21 protein-coding genes are annotated in these 15,757 nt (G+C 59.7%); 7 read left to right on the top strand and 14 right to left on the bottom strand.

The window, feature by feature from the left end; translation table 11 throughout:
- Positions 1-4: 4 nt before the first annotated feature.
- Genes KI787_06970 through dapF form a run of 6 tightly spaced genes read right to left on the bottom strand, consistent with a single transcriptional unit; the run spans position 5 to position 4,791 of the window.
- Positions 5-415 (bottom strand): DUF971 domain-containing protein, encoded by a 411-nt coding sequence (locus KI787_06970; GenBank protein ID MBV6629688.1) that lies wholly within the window; start codon positions 413-415, stop codon positions 5-7.
- On the bottom strand, positions 416-1,738 hold the full coding sequence (gene hslU, locus KI787_06965) for an ATP-dependent protease ATPase subunit HslU (protein ID MBV6629687.1): 1,323 nt from the start codon (positions 1,736-1,738) through the stop codon (positions 416-418).
- Between the two features lie 41 nt (positions 1,739-1,779).
- Positions 1,780-2,331 (bottom strand): ATP-dependent protease subunit HslV, encoded by a 552-nt coding sequence (gene hslV / locus KI787_06960; protein MBV6629686.1) that lies wholly within the window; start codon positions 2,329-2,331, stop codon positions 1,780-1,782.
- 48 nt (positions 2,332-2,379) lie between these two features.
- Positions 2,380-3,279: a tyrosine recombinase XerC gene (locus KI787_06955; protein MBV6629685.1), complete on the bottom strand. Its 900-nt coding sequence runs from the start codon at positions 3,277-3,279 to the stop codon at positions 2,380-2,382.
- The gene (locus tag KI787_06950; protein MBV6629684.1) at positions 3,257-3,970 is read right to left on the bottom strand and encodes a DUF484 family protein; all 714 of its coding nucleotides are present in this window, start codon (positions 3,968-3,970) and stop codon (positions 3,257-3,259) included. The genes KI787_06955 and KI787_06950 overlap by 23 nt, the downstream gene beginning before the upstream one ends.
- Positions 3,967-4,791, bottom strand: coding sequence for a diaminopimelate epimerase (gene dapF / locus KI787_06945; GenBank protein ID MBV6629683.1), 825 nt, complete (start codon positions 4,789-4,791; stop codon positions 3,967-3,969). Before dapF ends, KI787_06950 begins: the two co-directional genes overlap by 4 nt.
- A gap of 44 nt (positions 4,792-4,835) precedes the next feature.
- Here dapF and KI787_06940 point away from each other — a divergent pair, with 44 nt between their 5' ends.
- Complete coding sequence (locus KI787_06940) at positions 4,836-5,339, top strand: hypothetical protein (protein MBV6629682.1); 504 nt, start codon at positions 4,836-4,838, stop codon at positions 5,337-5,339.
- Here KI787_06940 and KI787_06935 read toward each other — a convergent pair.
- From KI787_06935 to xth, 5 genes are read right to left on the bottom strand one after another with little or no spacing between them, the layout of a single operon-like run.
- Entirely contained in the window at positions 5,297-5,722 is a 426-nt protein-coding gene (locus KI787_06935; protein ID MBV6629681.1) for a DedA family protein, read from the bottom strand. The two genes, KI787_06940 and KI787_06935, sit on opposite strands and share 43 nt — an antisense overlap.
- The gene (locus tag KI787_06930) at positions 5,722-6,387 is read right to left on the bottom strand and encodes a gamma-glutamyl-gamma-aminobutyrate hydrolase family protein (GenBank protein ID MBV6629680.1); all 666 of its coding nucleotides are present in this window, start codon (positions 6,385-6,387) and stop codon (positions 5,722-5,724) included. Before KI787_06930 ends, KI787_06935 begins: the two co-directional genes overlap by 1 nt.
- Positions 6,384-7,400 (bottom strand): amidoligase family protein, encoded by a 1,017-nt coding sequence (locus KI787_06925; protein ID MBV6629679.1) that lies wholly within the window; start codon positions 7,398-7,400, stop codon positions 6,384-6,386. The genes KI787_06930 and KI787_06925 overlap by 4 nt, the downstream gene beginning before the upstream one ends.
- Complete coding sequence (locus tag KI787_06920) at positions 7,397-8,692, bottom strand: MFS transporter (protein MBV6629678.1); 1,296 nt, start codon at positions 8,690-8,692, stop codon at positions 7,397-7,399. The genes KI787_06925 and KI787_06920 overlap by 4 nt, the downstream gene beginning before the upstream one ends.
- Positions 8,682-9,461, bottom strand: a complete 780-nt coding sequence (gene xth / locus KI787_06915) for an exodeoxyribonuclease III (GenBank protein ID MBV6629677.1) — start codon at positions 9,459-9,461, stop codon at positions 8,682-8,684. The genes KI787_06920 and xth overlap by 11 nt, the downstream gene beginning before the upstream one ends.
- Before the next feature lie 76 nt (positions 9,462-9,537).
- Between xth and pyrE the strand changes: the two genes are divergently transcribed.
- Positions 9,538-10,170 (top strand): orotate phosphoribosyltransferase, encoded by a 633-nt coding sequence (pyrE, locus tag KI787_06910; GenBank protein ID MBV6629676.1) that lies wholly within the window; start codon positions 9,538-9,540, stop codon positions 10,168-10,170.
- A gap of 30 nt (positions 10,171-10,200) precedes the next feature.
- Positions 10,201-10,818, top strand: a complete 618-nt coding sequence (locus KI787_06905) for a DUF4124 domain-containing protein (protein ID MBV6629675.1) — start codon at positions 10,201-10,203, stop codon at positions 10,816-10,818.
- Positions 10,819-10,853: 35 nt separating this feature from the next.
- Here KI787_06905 and argB read toward each other — a convergent pair whose 3' ends face one another.
- Genes argB through coaBC form a run of 3 tightly spaced genes read right to left on the bottom strand, consistent with a single transcriptional unit; the run spans position 10,854 to position 13,398 of the window.
- Complete coding sequence (gene argB / locus KI787_06900) at positions 10,854-11,729, bottom strand: acetylglutamate kinase (protein MBV6629674.1); 876 nt, start codon at positions 11,727-11,729, stop codon at positions 10,854-10,856.
- A gap of 2 nt (positions 11,730-11,731) precedes the next feature.
- Positions 11,732-12,184 carry a dUTP diphosphatase gene (dut, locus tag KI787_06895; protein ID MBV6629673.1) on the bottom strand — a complete coding sequence of 151 codons (453 nt, stop codon included), beginning with the start codon at positions 12,182-12,184 and terminating at the stop codon, positions 11,732-11,734.
- Positions 12,185-12,192: 8 nt separating this feature from the next.
- Positions 12,193-13,398 carry a bifunctional phosphopantothenoylcysteine decarboxylase/phosphopantothenate--cysteine ligase CoaBC gene (gene coaBC, locus KI787_06890; GenBank protein MBV6629672.1) on the bottom strand — a complete coding sequence of 402 codons (1,206 nt, stop codon included), beginning with the start codon at positions 13,396-13,398 and terminating at the stop codon, positions 12,193-12,195.
- Positions 13,399-13,463: 65 nt separating this feature from the next.
- Between coaBC and radC the strand changes: the two genes are divergently transcribed.
- The 4 genes from radC (at position 13,464) to KI787_06870 (ending at position 15,374) form a co-directional block, all read left to right on the top strand.
- The gene (radC, locus tag KI787_06885; GenBank protein ID MBV6629671.1) at positions 13,464-14,141 is read left to right on the top strand and encodes a DNA repair protein RadC; all 678 of its coding nucleotides are present in this window, start codon (positions 13,464-13,466) and stop codon (positions 14,139-14,141) included.
- Positions 14,142-14,231: 90 nt separating this feature from the next.
- Positions 14,232-14,468 carry a 50S ribosomal protein L28 gene (gene rpmB / locus KI787_06880; GenBank protein ID MBV6629670.1) on the top strand — a complete coding sequence of 79 codons (237 nt, stop codon included), beginning with the start codon at positions 14,232-14,234 and terminating at the stop codon, positions 14,466-14,468.
- Positions 14,469-14,473: 5 nt separating this feature from the next.
- A complete protein-coding gene (gene rpmG, locus KI787_06875) occupies positions 14,474-14,644 on the top strand; it encodes a 50S ribosomal protein L33 (protein MBV6629669.1) in 171 nt (56 codons plus the stop codon).
- A gap of 253 nt (positions 14,645-14,897) precedes the next feature.
- A complete protein-coding gene (locus KI787_06870; GenBank protein MBV6629668.1) occupies positions 14,898-15,374 on the top strand; it encodes a peptidylprolyl isomerase in 477 nt (158 codons plus the stop codon).
- The last annotated feature ends 383 nt before the right edge of the window (positions 15,375-15,757 follow it).

Genomic DNA, 15,757 nt, shown 5'->3' with positions numbered 1-15,757 from the left:
GGCGCTAATTCCGCTCCGCGCCGCCCTGCGGCTTGAGCGCGTTCAGTGGTACGACATTATCGGCGGCATCCCGGCTCATGCCATAGCCTTGCAGGCGCTCTAAATACCTTGGCCACCAGCGCGCTTCCTGCGCCTCTAACTCAGCCAAGCCGTCCCAGCTGTATATGCCGGAGTCATGACCGTCGGAGAACACCAGGCGTACGGCGTAGCGTCCCACCGGCTCAACACGCTGGATGCTGACCTCGCGCTTGCCGCCCACAATTTGCCAATCGCCGCCGTGGCCCCGAATTTCTGCCGAGGGGCTGCATACCCGCAAGTACTCGGCGCGAAATTCATGGGCATGATCCGGCCAGACCACAATCAAACTGCGCTTGTCGGCCGCCAAGCGCAGCTGCTTTGGCGCTGAAGCTGCCATTTACAGGATGTATTGCGACAGGTCTTGGTCTTTGGCCAAGGCTTGCAGGCGCTCATTGACCATAGCCGCGTCGACCACCACATCCTGCCCATCCCGATCGGGCGCCGCGAAGGACACATCCTCCAGCAAGCGCTCTAACAAGGTGTGCAGGCGGCGCGCACCAATATTTTCGGTCTCAGCATTAACTTGGGTTGCAAGCTCCGCCATTCGCCGGATGCCATCTTCGGCAAAACGTAAACTTAAGCCCTCGGTTTCCAGCAGCGCCATGTACTGCTTGGTCAGTGAGAAATCCGGCTCGGTCAAAATCCGCTGGAAATCCTCCGCGGTGAGCGCGGCCAACTCTACCCGAATGGGCAAGCGCCCTTGCAACTCAGGAATTAAGTCGGCGGGCTTGGCCAAGTGGAATGCGCCGGAGGCAATAAACAAGATGTGATCGGTTTTCACCATGCCGTACTTGGTGTTAACCGTGCTGCCCTCAACGAGTGGCAGAAGATCACGCTGCACACCTTCTCTGGAGACATCGGCACCAACCGCATTTTCGCGCTTACAGACCTTATCGATCTCATCCAAAAATACGATGCCGTTCTGCTCGACTTCCTGCACGGCTCGCAGGCGAATTTTTTCTTCATCCAGCTGCTTGGCCGCCTCTTCATCGGTCAGCAGTTTAAGCGCATCGGCGACCCGCAGCTTGCGGGTTTTGGAGCGCTGCTGATTCATATTTTTGAACAGGCTTTGTAATTGGCTGGTCATTTCCTCCATGCCCGGAGGACCCATGATTTCCACCCCGGCATTGCGGCTCGCAACCTCGATACTGATTTCGCGGTCGTCAAGCTTGCCCTCACGTAACCGCTTGCGAAATACCTGCCGAGTCGCATCAGCCTCGCTGCGCTGCTGCGAGTCTGCCTCTGGGCCTTGGGCCCGCGGTAACAACGCGTCCAAAACGCGTTCTTCGGCTTCAATTTCCGCTTTCGGCCGGGCACGCTCCATTTCTCGCTCGCGCACCTGTTTGACTGCTACGTCCGCCAAATCCTTGATGATGGAATCGACTTCGCGGCCCACATAACCCACTTCGGTGAACTTGGTGGCCTCCACCTTGATGAAAGGCGCCTGCGCCAATTTGGCGAGTCGGCGTGCAATTTCCGTTTTGCCGACGCCGGTCGGGCCAATCATCAAGATGTTCTTCGGCGTGACTTCATTGGCCAGCGCCGCTGGCAGCTGCTGGCGGCGCCACCGATTACGCAGCGCAATCGCAACGGCTCGCTTGGCATCGGCTTGGCCGACAATATGCTTATCCAGCTCTTGTACGATCTCACGTGGCGTCATCATGGAGCGCGCAGGCAACTGTTCGGGGGAGTGGGTGTCGGTCATGCTGATGCAGACTCCGCAAGCGTTTCAATGGTGAGGTTGTCGTTGGTGTAGATGCACACGTCTGCCGCGATCAACAAAGACTCGCGCACAATGTCTTCGGCGCTCAACTTGGAATGGTCCACCAGGGCACGCGCCGCCGACAAGGCGAAGGAGCCGCCACTACCAATCGCCATGACGGCATGCTCGGGCTCCATGACATCGCCATTGCCCGAGATCATGAGCGTGGCGGTGGTGTCCGCCACAATCAGCATGGCTTCCAACCGACGCAAGGCGCGGTCTGTGCGCCAATCCTTGGCCATCTCTACAGCGGCACGTGTGAGGTTGCCGCTATGCTTTTCTAGCTGGCCCTCAAAGCGCTCGAACAAGGTAAACGCATCTGCCGTTGCTCCGGCAAAACCGGCGATGACCTTGCCGTGATACAAGCGGCGCACCTTGCGCGCATTGCCTTTGATGCGGGTATTCCCTAGCGAGACCTGACCGTCGCCGCCGACAGCCACTTGGCCGTCCTTGCGCACACAGCAGATGGTAGTTCCGCGAAACTGTTCCATGCCGGCTCCACAACACAAAACCTAAAAGTCAGGGCAGCGCCTGTCTTTTCAAGAGCGTCTGCGGGCCCGTGGATGCGCCTGATCGTATACCTGGGCCAAATGCTGCCAATCCAAGCGTGTGTAGATTTGCGTCGTACTCAGGTTTTGGTGCCCTAGCAGCTCCTGCACCGCTCTTAAGTCTGCGGAAGACTGGAGCACGTGGCTGGCAAAGCTATGCCGCAGCATATGGGGGTGCAAATGCTGCCCTAGGCCCAAAGCCTTGGCCCAATGAGCCACGCGATCCTGCACGCTGCGATGGGAAATACGGCGCCCTCGCTGGCTCAAGAACAGCGCCTCACTGCCTGCTCCTGGCCAGCTCTGGCGCTCCTGAATCCAGTCAGCCAGAGCGCGTCGAGCACTGCCGCCCAGAAACACCACGCGCTCTCGCCCGCCCTTCCCTTTCACCAGCAGCTGCTCGGGTAAGGCTTTGACTTGGGCCACATTCAAAACCACCAACTCGGCCAAGCGCAGACCAGCCGAATACAGCATCTCTAGGATGCAGCGGTCACGCAGGGCCAAGGGATCGTCCGTCGGCATCTGATCCAGTAGGGCCGACAGTGGCTCAAGGTCTACAGCTTTAGGCAAATGCTGCGGGCGACGCCGGATCATTCCTTGCGGCACCGGCATGTGCATCACCCCGGTTTCGCGGCTACGGTCCACAAAATAGCGACGCAAGGCAGACAGCGTCTTTTGCAAGGTACGGGCTCCCACACCAGCTTGGCGGCGGGCAGCCACATAGTGACGCACCTGGCTGTCATTCACCTCATCAGGATCGGAAATCCCCGCCGCTTGCGCCCATTGCGCAAATTGGCGCCACTCCAATGCATAAGTGGACAAGCTACTGGCTGAGAGCCGGCCGGAGTGGGCCAAGCTCTGCAGCCAATCATCAATCTTGTCCCAGCCCGGCATGATCTTTGGCCATCACTGCGGCGAGCAGGCCTGCAGTGAGGTCCAGGAAAAAGGTGCCCATACCCTCCTGGAATTGGCGCGAGGCCCCACTGGCCAAGATCAAGACCCGGTCACGACATTCGCGGTCCAACGGGATCAATGCGCAGCTTTGCAATTGAGGCTGGTCGGGAAACACCTGCTGACGCAGCTCCTCCGTCAAGGCCCCACAGCGGGTCATTCCGGTACGCATCACATCGGCCAGTTGCGCCGGCAGCTCCCCTTGAAAGGCCAAGCATTGCTGGGGCGCATATTGATCGCCCGCCAAAACCACCAAACGCGAGGCCTCGATGTCGAAATCCCGTGCCATGGCCTCTTGCAAAACCTGCAGCGCAGCCGTTTGATCGGGCGCCTGCAGCAGGGACTGAGCCAGGCGATGCAGGTGACGTGAGGACTCCTCGTTGAGACGGGCCACTTCAACCAGGTCGGCCAACTGGGTTTCCAGGGCACCCACCTGCTCGCGAAGGCGCGCTGTGTGTCGTTCTAACAAGGAAGCTGCCGTCCCACTCCCATGTGCGATGGCGATGCGCGATAGCCGATCTTCGTGCCGAGCAAAAAAGTCAGGATGTTCCTGAATGTAATCCAGAAATTGCTGCTCTATTTCGGCGTCCACAGTCGGCGGCGTGTTCGCGCTGGCAATTGCTACCGTATTCATGTTCTCCAGCTTCCCTCGAAGACCCAGTGCGCAGGGCCGGTCATCCATAGTGGGCGGTCTCCTCCAGCCCAGCGGATGACCAGACTACCACCGCGTAGGGCCACGGTCACCGGCTGATCCGCTTCCAATACGCCGTGCTGAACCAAACAGGCTACGGCCGCGCAAGCGCCGCTACCGCAAGCCGGCGTTTCTCCAGCGCCGCGTTCAAAAACCCGCAAGCGAACCTGGTCCGGCGCAAGGACCTGAACCACACCCACATTCGCTCCTTCGGGCAAGTCCGCAGATGGCCCGCTCCACTCAGGCCCCCATTGCTCTAGTGGAGCTTTATCCACGTCTGCCACCTGGGTCACCAGATGGGGGTTTCCCATCGAAACCGCCCAAAACTTCTGACCCGCAAAATCGTAGGACACGGCTAAGGGGCGCCGTAATGGCAAGGACTGGGGGCTAAAGTCCGGCACTGCCATCTGCACGCTGACCAAGTCATCGTCACTCAGCTCGGCCTGCATGGTCGTGGACGCGGTTTGAATACGAATATGGGAGGCTTGGGTCAGCCCGCGCTGCACCACGTAGCGCGCCAAACAGCGCGCTCCATTGCCGCACTGCCCCACCGCGGAGCCATCGGCATTGAAGATGCGATAGCCGAAATCGACCTCGGCACTTGGCGGTGGATCCACCACCAGGATCTGGTCACACCCGACCCCCAAACGCCGGTCTGCCAAGCGACGTAATAGGGCCGGCTCCAGCGGTGGCAGGGGGTGGTGGCCATCGAGCACAACAAAGTCGTTGCCCAAGGCCTGCATTTTCACGAATGGCAGGTTCATTCCAGTCGTATCATGGTGCGGTCAGTTGACTATTGTGACATTGGATGGGTGCCTACTCCCAGGTTTTACGTTTGTCCGACTTGGACTCTGAGAATCGCCGCTGTTTAGAGCAGCTATTGCAGCAGCATGGGCTGCAGCTGCATGAGCTTGCACCAGACCAAGCCATTCCGGGCAGCTTTTGGGGCGATGATGAAGCCGGCCTCATCGCAGATGTGGTGTACGCCCGCCCAGATACCCCCGTGCACTCCATATTCCATGAAAGCTGTCATGCCATATGTATGGATGGCAGTCGCCGCCAGCAGCTGCATACCGATGCCGGCGGTGACGATGCCGAAGAGTGCGCCGTGTGCTACCTACAGATTGTCCTGGCCGACGCTCTGCCGGGCATGGGCCGCGACCGGATGTGTGCAGACATGGACGCCTGGGGGTATAGCTTCAGGCTGGGGTCGGCGCGAGCTTGGTTCGATCACGATGCCAGTGACGCCCTGGAGTGGTTGCGTCAGCGTCAGATCCCCACCTGCGTAGCGCCCCATAACAGCACCGCATAACGCGCGCCTTTACCCACACCGACCAGCACGGTGAAAAGCAGCCAAGGCACCCGCATCAAGCCGCCAATAAAGGTCAGTGCATCTCCACCCACGGGCAGCCAGGCCATGAGCAGGCTCCACTGCCCCCAGCGGGCAAAGCGCTCCTGCGCACGTTGCAGGGCCTGAGCCGACACCGGGAACCAGCGCCGCTTTTGAAAGTGCAGCAAGCTACGCCCGATCCACCAATTCACCAGGCTGCCTAAGGTGTTGCCCACGGTGGCTGCCACCCATAAGGCCGCAACATTCAAACCGCTGCGCTGATACGCCAGCACCACCACTTCGGAGTAGAACGGCAATATGGTGGCGGCCCCGAAAGCCGAGGCGAACACCACGGCATATCCCATCACCGGCTAGCCGCTTGGACCAAAGCGCGAAACAGGCGACGCTGCGCAGCCAGCTGAGGCAGGTACTCCGGGTGCCACTGCACGCCAAATAAAAAGGGATGAGCAGGATCTTCGATAGCCTGAACAATATCGTCCTGATCACGTCCCGCCACTCTGAGGCCCTCACCCAGGTCGCTCACCGCCTGATGATGCAGGCTATTAATGCGCGCCTGATTCAGGGCCATGATGTCGGCCAGCTGAGATTGGGGCTCCAAGCGCAGGGTTTTCACCGGAAAGGGACTGCGTCGATTCGAGGTATGCACCCGTATGCGGCGCAGGTCAGTATGCAAACGACCGCCACGCACCACGTTGATCAACTGGGCCCCGCGACAGATTCCCAGCAACGGGGTGCTTTGCGCCAAGCTGGTCTCAATCATTTGCGTCTCAAACCGGTCCCGAGCAGGGTCCATAGGCGCCACATCCGGCACTTCCGGCAAATACAGGCCGGGGTCGATATCGTCCCCACCACTGATGACGACTGCGTCAGGCTGTCGCGGAGGATGCGGGCGCTGCGGCGTCAGGCGCACCGCTTGCCCGCCGGCACGGCGCACGCCCCAGGCGATGAACCACCAGGCGATTGGCAGCCAGGTATCGCCTCCCGTCACAGCCACCAGTGGCCGGCTCATAACAGCTCCGGCAAAACCCAGGCGTAGGCGGCTTCTGCCCAATTCCCGAACAAGCGGTCGCCCAGCTTATCGGCGCGCTCTAAGCATTCGGCGCAGGCCTTGGCCAGCAGCTCCGGCTGCGCGGCGAGAGCATCTAATTGCAAAAAGTCTCGCCATGGCCGCACCAAATGCCAATCGGGCTCGTCCAGCTGACAATTGGGCAGGCGGTAGTGCAATGTTGGCCGGGCATTCACGCGGCGGTCGTCTACCGCGGCGCGCACCCGCTCTTCGTCTAGGTGGGCAAACAGCGGCAACATATCCAAGGCCCGGTTGCGAGTGGCATTGAGCTCCAGATAATCGTCAATCAGCGCGTTATGGCCCGGCGCATAATCCGGTGCCAGCAAACGTTTGAGATAGGCCTCGGGGAAGGGGTCGATGTAGGGCGTCACCCGCCGGCTCAGGTCTACTTCGCTGCGCTCCAGCAACCAAGGGTACAAGCACAAAAAGGCCTGCAAGTACCGCCGTACGGTATCGGCATCCGTTGCTGGAAGCTCGGGGTTCAGGTGTAAACCGAACGCATAGGTGGGGGCATGCTTGGTGCCTTTTGCCCCAGCCTGGCGCACCGCACTCACCAGGTCTTCCAGCTCCCAAAGATCATCCACGGCAATCGGTGGAGCCACAATCTCTACCGGTACTAAGTGGCGGGCCACCAAAGCGACTACGTTCTCGGCAAGATCTTCGAGCGTGTCGGCCTCGCGCTGATCACGTGAGCGTCCACGCTCTTTGAGATAGGTCATATCCAGCTCGACGGTGTAATCCCCATGCTGGGTATCGCGCACCTCGATCTCGTAATCGGACACTGTCTCCATGCTGCCGCCAAAGCATTGCTGCACCTGCTCGGCAACCGCCTGCGGAGTCAAGCCAATGAACTCCAGTTCCACACCCACGCGGCGCGGCTGGCCATGCTCTGTTTGAGCACTCAGCGGCTGCGGCCAAGCTTGCCGCCGATAGGCGTTGCGCAATTCATCACTCATGCAGACTCATCCTCGCGGTTATGGGGCACCCAGCGTAGCAGTAGGGTAATCATCAACAAGGCCGGAAGACCCAAAGCTGAGGTGTAGATAAAAAAGCCGGTGTAGCCCACGGCCTCGACCATGGCCCCTGATCCACCGGCCAGCAATTTGCCCGGCAGGGTAAACAAGGAGGAAAACAAGGCGTACTGGGTTGCGGTATAGGCGATGCTGGTCAGACCGGACAGATACGCGATGAAGGCTGTACCTGCCAAGCCGCTGGCCAGATTATCGGCACTGATCACCACAATCAGGCCGGCGATATGCGGCTCACCGTACAGGGCCAGAGCCGCAAAACACAGGTTGGTGGCAATCACCAGCACACCGCCCACAATCAAGGCTCTGGGCGGCTGCACCCTGGCTACCAGCACACCGCCCAGTATGGCCCCCAAGATGGTCATGATCACCCCATAACCTTTGGCCACAAAGGCAATTTGCTCCAGGCTATAGCCCAAATCCAGATAAAAAGGGTTGGCCATCACCCCCATGGTGATGTCGGTGAGCCTAAAACAGCCCACGAAGGCCAGGATGAGCCCACCCAGTTTCCAGCCATTGCGTGCGAAAAAGTCTTTGAATGGGCCGATAACGGCGGTCTGTAGGTGCGCAACCACGCCCAAACCGTCGTCTAGTACCGCTGCCGAGCGGTCCCGAATCAGCAAAGTTGTAAGCACCCCCACCAAACCGCAGACAGCCATGGCCTGGTAAGCGGCGGGCCAGCCCGCGCGTGAAGCTACTAATAAAGCCCCGGCGCCAGCCACGATCAGCGCCAGCCTGTATCCCAGCTGATAGGTCGCGGCTAAGGCACCCTGACGCTCTGCCGGAGCCGCCTCAATGCGCCAGGCATCTACTGTGATGTCTTGAGTCGCGGAGGAAAACGCCACCAACAGCGCCCACAAGGCCAAGGTGCCCAACTGGCTTATCGGGTCGGTCATGCTGATGCCGATCAATCCGCTGACAATGCCCAGCTGGGCCAGCAGCATCCAGCCCCGTCGACGGCCCAACCGGCCCAATAATGGCAATGGCCAGCGATCGATCACCGGCGCCCACAACACCTTGATGGAATAGCTCAGGCCGACCCAGGCAAACAGACCAATCGTGGCTTTGGAAACGTCCAGCTGAGCCAGCCAGGCCGACAAGGTAGAAAACACCAGCAAGAATGGCAGCCCTGCGGAAAACCCCAGGGCCAACATGGCCAATGCAGCTGGATCACGGTACGTGGCCAGGGCCTGCAACCAACGGGTGGCCCTAGTCACCATCGGCATAATCCACGATGAGTGGGGCATGGTCCGAGTAGCGCTGCTCCTTGAAGACCTGCGCCGACTGTAGCTGACGCGCGAGCCCTGGCGTGCACAGCTGATAGTCAATCCGCCAGCCCACGTTATTCGCAAAAGCATTACCGCGGTTGGACCACCAGGTGTAACCGCCGGGCTCTTCATCCGGGTACAGGTGCCGGAAGGCATCCACCCACCCGTACTCTTGGATCATGGTGCTCAGCCAGGCGCGTTCTGAGGGCAAAAAACCGGGCGTGCGCTTGTTGCTCTTGTGGTTACAAATATCGATGTCGCGGTGAGCAATATTCCAATCCCCGCAAATCACCACCTCATCTTTGCCTTTGGCCAGTTTCTCCATGTGCAGGGTGAACTCGTCCAGGAAACGATACTTGGCCGCCTGTCTTTCAGCGCCAGAACTCCCCGATGGGAAATATGCGGAGATGACCTTCAAACCCGGAAAGCGCGCCTCGAGATAACGCCCTTCAGCGTTGAACTCATCCAAGCGCAGCTCGGTATGGACGCTATCTGCCGCTTGGCGACTAAACAGGCCCACACCGCTATACCCAGGCTTTTCAGCCTCTTTCAGGTAGAAGTTCCAATCGCTGGGGTGGTCTTCTAATGCGGCAATTTGCTCTTGTGTGGCCCGCACTTCCTGCACGCATACAAAGTCTGCCTCGCACTGATCTAGCCAGCGATAAAAGCCCTTCCGAGCGGCGCTACGGATACCGTTGAGATTCAAAGAGATGATGCGCATGCGCAGATGAGGACCAGTCCATACCAAGTGGCCCGCTATCATAGCGACCTGTTTTCAGCTTCACTCTACGACCGTTATGACCCAAGCATCGACCAGCGCCCGCTTCTTGGACTTGGCCCTACGCACACAGGTGCTGCAGTTTGGTGACTTCACGCTGAAATCCGGGCGCAGCAGTCCTTATTTCTTCAACCTCGGCAAGATCCACAGCGGAGCCGGGCTCGCCGAGTTGGCCAGCTGCTACGCAGACGCCCTAGAGGCCTCGGGCATTGCCTTTGATGGGCTGTTCGGCCCCGCGTACAAGGGCATCCCCCTGGTCGCCGCCGTGGCCTGCGAACTATCCCGACGCGGGCGCGACCTCCCCTTTAGCTACAATCGTAAAGAGGCCAAAGACCATGGCGAAGGCGGGCTTTTGGTGGGCATGCCCGAGGGGCGGATAGTGATTCTCGATGACGTACTCACGGCGGGAACCGCCCTACGCCAGGCCATTGCGCAGATCCGCGAGGCTGGCGCTCAGCCGGTGGCCGCACTACTCGCTTTTGATCGCCAAGAACGCGGCCAGGGCCAGCAGTCCACCGCACAAGAACTGGCCACGGAACAGCAACTGCAGGTGCTGTCTATCGCCGGACTAGCTGACCTGAGCAGCTGGCTTCAAGACCCCCAACACGCCGCTGCGATAGAGTCATACCGTGAACAATGGGGCGTGAGCTAGCATATGCCCTTAACCGGAGTGAGAACCCTGATGCGCCGCTTGATTCGCCAAAGCCTACTGCTGACCCTACTGCTTAGCTTCGTGGCCCATGCGCAAATATACCGCTGGGTCGACGAGTACGGCCAAGTTCATTATGGCGACAAAATCCCTCCGAAATACGCAAAAATTCAGCGCGAAACCCTCAACGAACAGGGCCTGAGGGTGGATGTGCAAGAGCGCGAAAAAACTGACGCCGAGCGTGCCGCCGAGGCTGCCAAGGCCGCCCGCGCTGAGGAAGCGCAACGTGCCGAGATGGCCCAGCAACGTTATGACCGGTTTTTGCTCAGCACCTATCCCACGCTGGCCGCATTGGATCGCGCCCAAAGCGATCGACTGGCGATCATGGATGGCCAGCTGGTCAACGCCCGTAAGTCCCGCGAAGAAGCTGCCGATGCCCTGCGCATCCTGGAAGAGCGCGCAGAGCGCTTCGTGGCCAACGACCGCCCTATTCCCGACCGACTGGCCAGCCAGTTAGAAGCCTTTGCCGACACCGCTGCCGAAGCCGAGCGGCGCATTGGATCCGTGCAACGCGAGCGGGAACAGGTTGCCCAGCAGTTTCAGCGTGACCGCGAGCGCTGGCAGGCACTCCATTCCGCAAGCCGCCCCTAAGCCCGAACAAGCTTGCCGCGAGCAGTCCTCCCGGCCTAGCGCTTGGCGTCGCTGCCATGAATGAGGGTGCCCACACCGGCGTCGGTGAACAGCTCCAACAAACACGCATGCTCCACCCGGCCGTCGATGATGTGTGCAGCGCGCACGCCGCTGGCGACCGCGTCCAGGGCACAACGAATTTTGGGCAACATGCCGCCGTGAATGACCCCGGCATCAATGAGCTCTTCCACACGCGCGGGAATCAGGCCTGTGAGCAAGCTCCCAGAGCCATCGAGCACACCAGGTGTGTTGGTGAGCAGAATCAGCTTCTCGGCCTGTAATACGCCAGCCAAAGTCCCAGCGACAAGGTCCGCATTAATGTTGTAGGTGGCGCCATCTTCATCGACCCCTACCGGCGCGATCACCGGAATGAAGCCGCCCTGCTCGAGATTGCGCACCACATCGGGGTCAATCCGGCTCACGGTCCCGACCCGCCCCAGATCACCAGCACCCTCTAGAGGTTTGGCGCGAATCAAGCCTCCATCTTTGCCAGACAGACCAACCGCACGGCCACCATGTTGGTTAATCAGGCTGACGATGCGTTTGTTCACCGACCCGCCCAACACCATCTCGACCACATCCATGGTTTCAGCGTCGGTGACGCGCATGCCATCGATGAATTCGGTTTTTTTGCCCAGCTTGTCCAGCAAAGCGCCAATCTGTGGCCCCCCACCGTGAACCACCACGGGGTCCATGCCGACCAGCTTCATCAACACGACGTCGCGGGCGAAGCTGGACTGCAAAGCCGGGTCCACCATGGCATTACCGCCATATTTGACCACCACGGTTTTGCGCCGAAAACGCCGGATGTACGGCAAAGCCTCAGTCAGAACCTTGGCGATTTCCATGGCCTTGTCTTGTTCAATAGCCATGTTTAACGCGTTCCTGTATGCCCGAAGCCACCAGCCCCGCGCTCCGTGGGAGTAAAGCTCTGAACCTCACTGAGCTGCGGACGAATCACGGGCACGAACACCAACTGCGCAATGCGTTCACCAACTTCAATGGTGAAGGCCGCACTCCCGCGATTCCAGCAGCTCACGAAGAGTTGCCCTTGGTAGTCTGAATCGATCAGCCCGACGAGATTACCCAGCACGATGCCATGCTTATGACCCAGCCCAGAGCGCGGAAGGATCACCGCGGCCACTCCAGGGTCGCCGATGTGAATCGCCATGCCCGTTGGAATCAGGCTGGAGTCACCCGGCTGCAAAGTCAAAGGCGCCTCATGCAGGGCGCGCAGATCTAAGCCTGCGGAACCATCGGTAGCATAGGCGGGCAGGGGAAACTCCTGGCCGAGACGGTTATCCAGAATTTGATATTCAATCTTCATGAATCAAGCTATGTGGTCGTGACGCCGGCGCGGTAACGCTCGGCAATGAGCGCCGCCAATTCAATGGCGAGCTGGGATTTGGCTTGTGGCCCTAATGTGCGCTGCCCTCCAGGCCAATAGACTTGAAGGGTGTTATCGCTGACGTCAAAGCCCTTGCCTGGGCCGACCTCATTGGCGCAAATCATGTGCAGCTTCTTACGCTGCATTTTGTCGCGGGCATACGCCTCTAAGTCATGTGTTTCGGCAGCAAAGCCCACGGCAAACGGCGCCTGATCAGACTGCGCAACCTCTTGCAGGATGTCCGGATTCTTGACCATGTCGATACGCAGCGCATCGGCATGCTTTTTCATTTTGGCCGTGTGCTGCTGACTAGGCCGGTAATCGGCTACCGCAGCGGTGCCAACGAAAATTTGCGTACCCTCTAATTGCGCTAGGACCGCAGCATGCATGTCTTGGGCGGTTTCCACAGCCGTTGTCGCAAGACCCGACGGCAAAGGCAACTGCACCGGCCCATGCACAAGGTGCACCTGCGCTCCTAGATCACGCAGAGCCTCCGCCAAGGCAAAGCCCATCCGGCCCGAAGAGCGGTTGGTGATGTAGCGCACGGGGTCCAGGGCTTCACGAGTGGGCCCGGCGGTGAGTAACACGCGCACGCCCTCGAGGGTCCGCGGCTTGCCGGCAAGCTCTAAAGCAGCCAACTGGGCCAGGATGTCGGCGGGCTCCAGCATGCGGCCAGGTCCCACCTCACCACAAGCCTGGGCGCCTGAGCCAGGGCCAAGCAAGCGCACTCCGCGCTGCTCTAAGGTTTTGATATTCGCTTGTACCGCAGCGTGTTGCCACATCTGCTGGTTCATAGCCGGAGCCATCACCACCGGGGCCTGGGTAGCGAGCAGCACGGTGGTAAGCAGGTCATTGGCCATACCCTGAGCTGCCCTCGCAAGCACATCAGCGCTCGCTGGTGCGACGAGTACGAGATCTGCCCAGCGCGCCAACTCAATATGGCCCATGGCGGCTTCGGCGCCTGTGTCAAACAAGGTGGTGCGCACTTCGCGCCCGGTCAGAGCCTGAAAGGTGAGCGGCGTCACAAACTCCTGTGCACCGGCAGTCATCACCACCTGCACTTGGTGCCCTTGCTCACCCAAACGGCGGCAAATCTCGCAGGCTTTATATGCCGCAATGCCACCGCTGACGCCGAGGAGGATCTTCCTACCCATGTCCGCAACCCAACTCAAAGGCCGTGATGGTAGCGCAGAGGGCCCATACACGGAGTTCGATACCAATGGCAGAGGCATTGGCCTGGGCAGATGACCTACGCCCACGCGAGAAGTTGATCAAACACGGCAGCAGCAGTCTGAGCGATAGCGAGCTACTGGCCATTTTCTTAAGGACGGGCACGCGAAAGCAGCCTGTGATGGCCTTAGCCAACCAGGTGCTGCGGCACTTCGATGGGCTACGCGGGCTGTTAGCTGCCAGTGAAAGCGAATTTTGCGCACAGCATGGCCTGGGCCAGACTTTATATGTGCAGCTGCAGGCCGCCTTAGAAATCAATCGTCGTTTTCAGGTCGAGGGGCTGACACGCGCCGGCCCGCTTCGCCAGGCCCGCGATGCCTTAGAACTCTTTCGCAGCCACCTCAGCGAGCGTAGCGCCGAGGTGTTCTGCTGCCTATGGCTGGATACCAAGCACCGTCTGTTACGTCTGGATGAGATGTTTAGCGGCACCATCGATGGCGCTAGTGTTTACCCCAGGGAGGTGGTGCGGCGCGCCCTGCAGCTCAATGCAGCCGCGGTCATTTTCGCTCACAATCACCCCAGCGGTGTCGCCGAGCCATCGCGCGCAGATCGGGACATTACCCGTCGCCTGCAAGACGCATTGCAACTGATCGAAGTCCGCGTACTCGACCATCTGGTGGTCGGTTGCGGCGAACACGCCAGTTTTGCCGAACGCGGATGGTTGTAAATGACAAAGTCACGTGCTATAAAAGGCGGCTTACTGTCGCCAGCTGCCTCCTTGCGGTTGGCTTGCCCACTACCTCAAGGATTTACGACGATGTCCCGAGTGTGCCAGGTCACCGGCAAAGGACCTCAAGCCGGCAACAACGTGTCGCATTCCAACCGCAAGACGCGTCGTCGCTTCCTGCCGAATCTGCACAGCAAGCGATTCTGGTTGGAAAGCGAAAAGCGTTTTGTCTCGCTGCGAGTTTCCACCCACGGCATGCGCATCATCGACAAGCGCGGTATCGATACCGTTGTCGCTGAGTTGCGCGCCAAAGGCGAGAAGGTTTAAGCGCCATGGCTAAAAGCAAAGTTCGCGAAAAGATCAAGCTGGTGTCGACTGCCGGCACGGGTTACTACTACACCACGGACAAGAACAAGCGGAACACCCCCGACAAGTTTGCGTTCATGAAGTACGACCCGGTCGTGCGCAAGCACGTTGAATTTAAAGAAGCCAAAATCAAGTAAACTGGTTTTGCAGTATTCAACGAAGCCCGCCATAGTGCGGGCTTTGTTATTTGGCGATCCGCCAAGCGTCGCGGTGCCAGCATGTTGAAATTTCAGCATGGCATCAAACATGCAGGCTTGACGGAAAGTCGGCACTGAATGTGCAGAGCCATCACCCGATGGCCCGCATTCAGGCGATTTGTCATCTTCGGCACGCGTTGAGAAGCTCGTGAGTCAGGTTGGCAGACATTCACCTCCACCAAGGACTCCCATCATGAACATCACTAAAGGCTGCGTAGCCAGCTTTCATTACACATTGCGTAACGACGCCGGTGAAACGCTAGATAGCTCAGACGGTCGTGAACCGCTGGATTATCTGCATGGCCACAGCAACATCGTGGTTGGCCTAGAGCGCGAGCTCGAAGGCAAAGCCGCTGGCGATAAGGTGAAGGCCACGGTAACACCGGAAGACGGCTACGGTCCCAAGCACGACGAACTTGTGCAGGAAGTACCGCGCAGCGCCTTTGGCGATCAACAAGTTGAGCCAGGCATGCGCTTCACCGCCGAAACAGATGCCGGCCCACGCATGGTTGTCATTGCTGGCGTGACTGACCAAACAGTCACCGTTGACGGCAATCACCCTCTGGCCGGACAAACTCTGCACTTCGACGTCGAAGTCACGAATGTGCGGGAAGCGACCGCTCAAGAAGCCGAGCACGGCCACGTCCACGGCGACGGACAAGACCACTAATAACACGCCGACGCTGATGCGCTGACCTTGGTCGGCCTTAGCCTAAGCAAAATGGCGGCAGAGCCGCTGCTGGAACACCAGCGACTCGCCCCCGACCACACAGCACAACCGCTCCGGCCCCATGCCGGGGCGGTCGTCTTAAGCGCGGGGGCGCAACTGCCCTCAGACAATGCAAGAAGCAGCCAAATCACCGCGGCTGCTTGAATGTCACCAGATCCCGCCGCGGCGGAGATCACGCACTGATCGACTACCGGCCAGCGAAGAGCCGAAGTTGATCCCCGCCGCCTCTAGCGGCGCCACCTCTTCGTCAACACGCTAGGTCGATTCATCGACGTGGTTACTGCTTTTGACACTGGGATTCCTTTGCGCCAGGCACCGGCGCT

It is taken from the genome of Oceanococcus sp. HetDA_MAG_MS8, from assembly GCA_019192445.1.
Classification (GTDB): Bacteria; Pseudomonadota; Gammaproteobacteria; order Nevskiales; family Oceanococcaceae; genus MS8.
This window is presented reverse-complemented; position numbering and strand designations above follow the sequence as displayed.

Excerpts from the sequence above, each read along its gene's own strand:
- KI787_06970 (MBV6629688.1), bottom strand. The coding sequence starts at position 415 with ATGGCAGCTTCAGCGCCAAAGCAGCTGCGCTTGGCGGCCGACAAGCGC.
- hslU (MBV6629687.1), bottom strand. The coding sequence starts at position 1,738 with ATGACGCCACGTGAGATCGTACAAGAGCTGGATAAGCATATTGTCGGC.
- hslV (MBV6629686.1), bottom strand. The coding sequence starts at position 2,331 with ATGGAACAGTTTCGCGGAACTACCATCTGCTGTGTGCGCAAGGACGGC.
- KI787_06955 (MBV6629685.1), bottom strand. The coding sequence starts at position 3,279 with ATGCCGGGCTGGGACAAGATTGATGATTGGCTGCAGAGCTTGGCCCAC.
- KI787_06950 (MBV6629684.1), bottom strand. The coding sequence starts at position 3,970 with ATGAATACGGTAGCAATTGCCAGCGCGAACACGCCGCCGACTGTGGAC.
- dapF (MBV6629683.1), bottom strand. The coding sequence starts at position 4,791 with ATGAACCTGCCATTCGTGAAAATGCAGGCCTTGGGCAACGACTTTGTT.
- KI787_06940 (MBV6629682.1), top strand. The coding sequence starts at position 4,836 with ATGGGTGCCTACTCCCAGGTTTTACGTTTGTCCGACTTGGACTCTGAG.
- KI787_06935 (MBV6629681.1), bottom strand. The coding sequence starts at position 5,722 with ATGGGATATGCCGTGGTGTTCGCCTCGGCTTTCGGGGCCGCCACCATA.
- KI787_06930 (MBV6629680.1), bottom strand. The coding sequence starts at position 6,387 with ATGAGCCGGCCACTGGTGGCTGTGACGGGAGGCGATACCTGGCTGCCA.
- KI787_06925 (MBV6629679.1), bottom strand. The coding sequence starts at position 7,400 with ATGAGTGATGAATTGCGCAACGCCTATCGGCGGCAAGCTTGGCCGCAG.
- KI787_06920 (MBV6629678.1), bottom strand. The coding sequence starts at position 8,692 with ATGGTGACTAGGGCCACCCGTTGGTTGCAGGCCCTGGCCACGTACCGT.
- xth (MBV6629677.1), bottom strand. The coding sequence starts at position 9,461 with ATGCGCATCATCTCTTTGAATCTCAACGGTATCCGTAGCGCCGCTCGG.
- pyrE (MBV6629676.1), top strand. The coding sequence starts at position 9,538 with ATGACCCAAGCATCGACCAGCGCCCGCTTCTTGGACTTGGCCCTACGC.
- KI787_06905 (MBV6629675.1), top strand. The coding sequence starts at position 10,201 with ATGCGCCGCTTGATTCGCCAAAGCCTACTGCTGACCCTACTGCTTAGC.
- argB (MBV6629674.1), bottom strand. The coding sequence starts at position 11,729 with ATGGCTATTGAACAAGACAAGGCCATGGAAATCGCCAAGGTTCTGACT.
- dut (MBV6629673.1), bottom strand. The coding sequence starts at position 12,184 with ATGAAGATTGAATATCAAATTCTGGATAACCGTCTCGGCCAGGAGTTT.
- coaBC (MBV6629672.1), bottom strand. The coding sequence starts at position 13,398 with ATGGGTAGGAAGATCCTCCTCGGCGTCAGCGGTGGCATTGCGGCATAT.
- radC (MBV6629671.1), top strand. The coding sequence starts at position 13,464 with ATGGCAGAGGCATTGGCCTGGGCAGATGACCTACGCCCACGCGAGAAG.
- rpmB (MBV6629670.1), top strand. The coding sequence starts at position 14,232 with ATGTCCCGAGTGTGCCAGGTCACCGGCAAAGGACCTCAAGCCGGCAAC.
- rpmG (MBV6629669.1), top strand. The coding sequence starts at position 14,474 with ATGGCTAAAAGCAAAGTTCGCGAAAAGATCAAGCTGGTGTCGACTGCC.
- KI787_06870 (MBV6629668.1), top strand. The coding sequence starts at position 14,898 with ATGAACATCACTAAAGGCTGCGTAGCCAGCTTTCATTACACATTGCGT.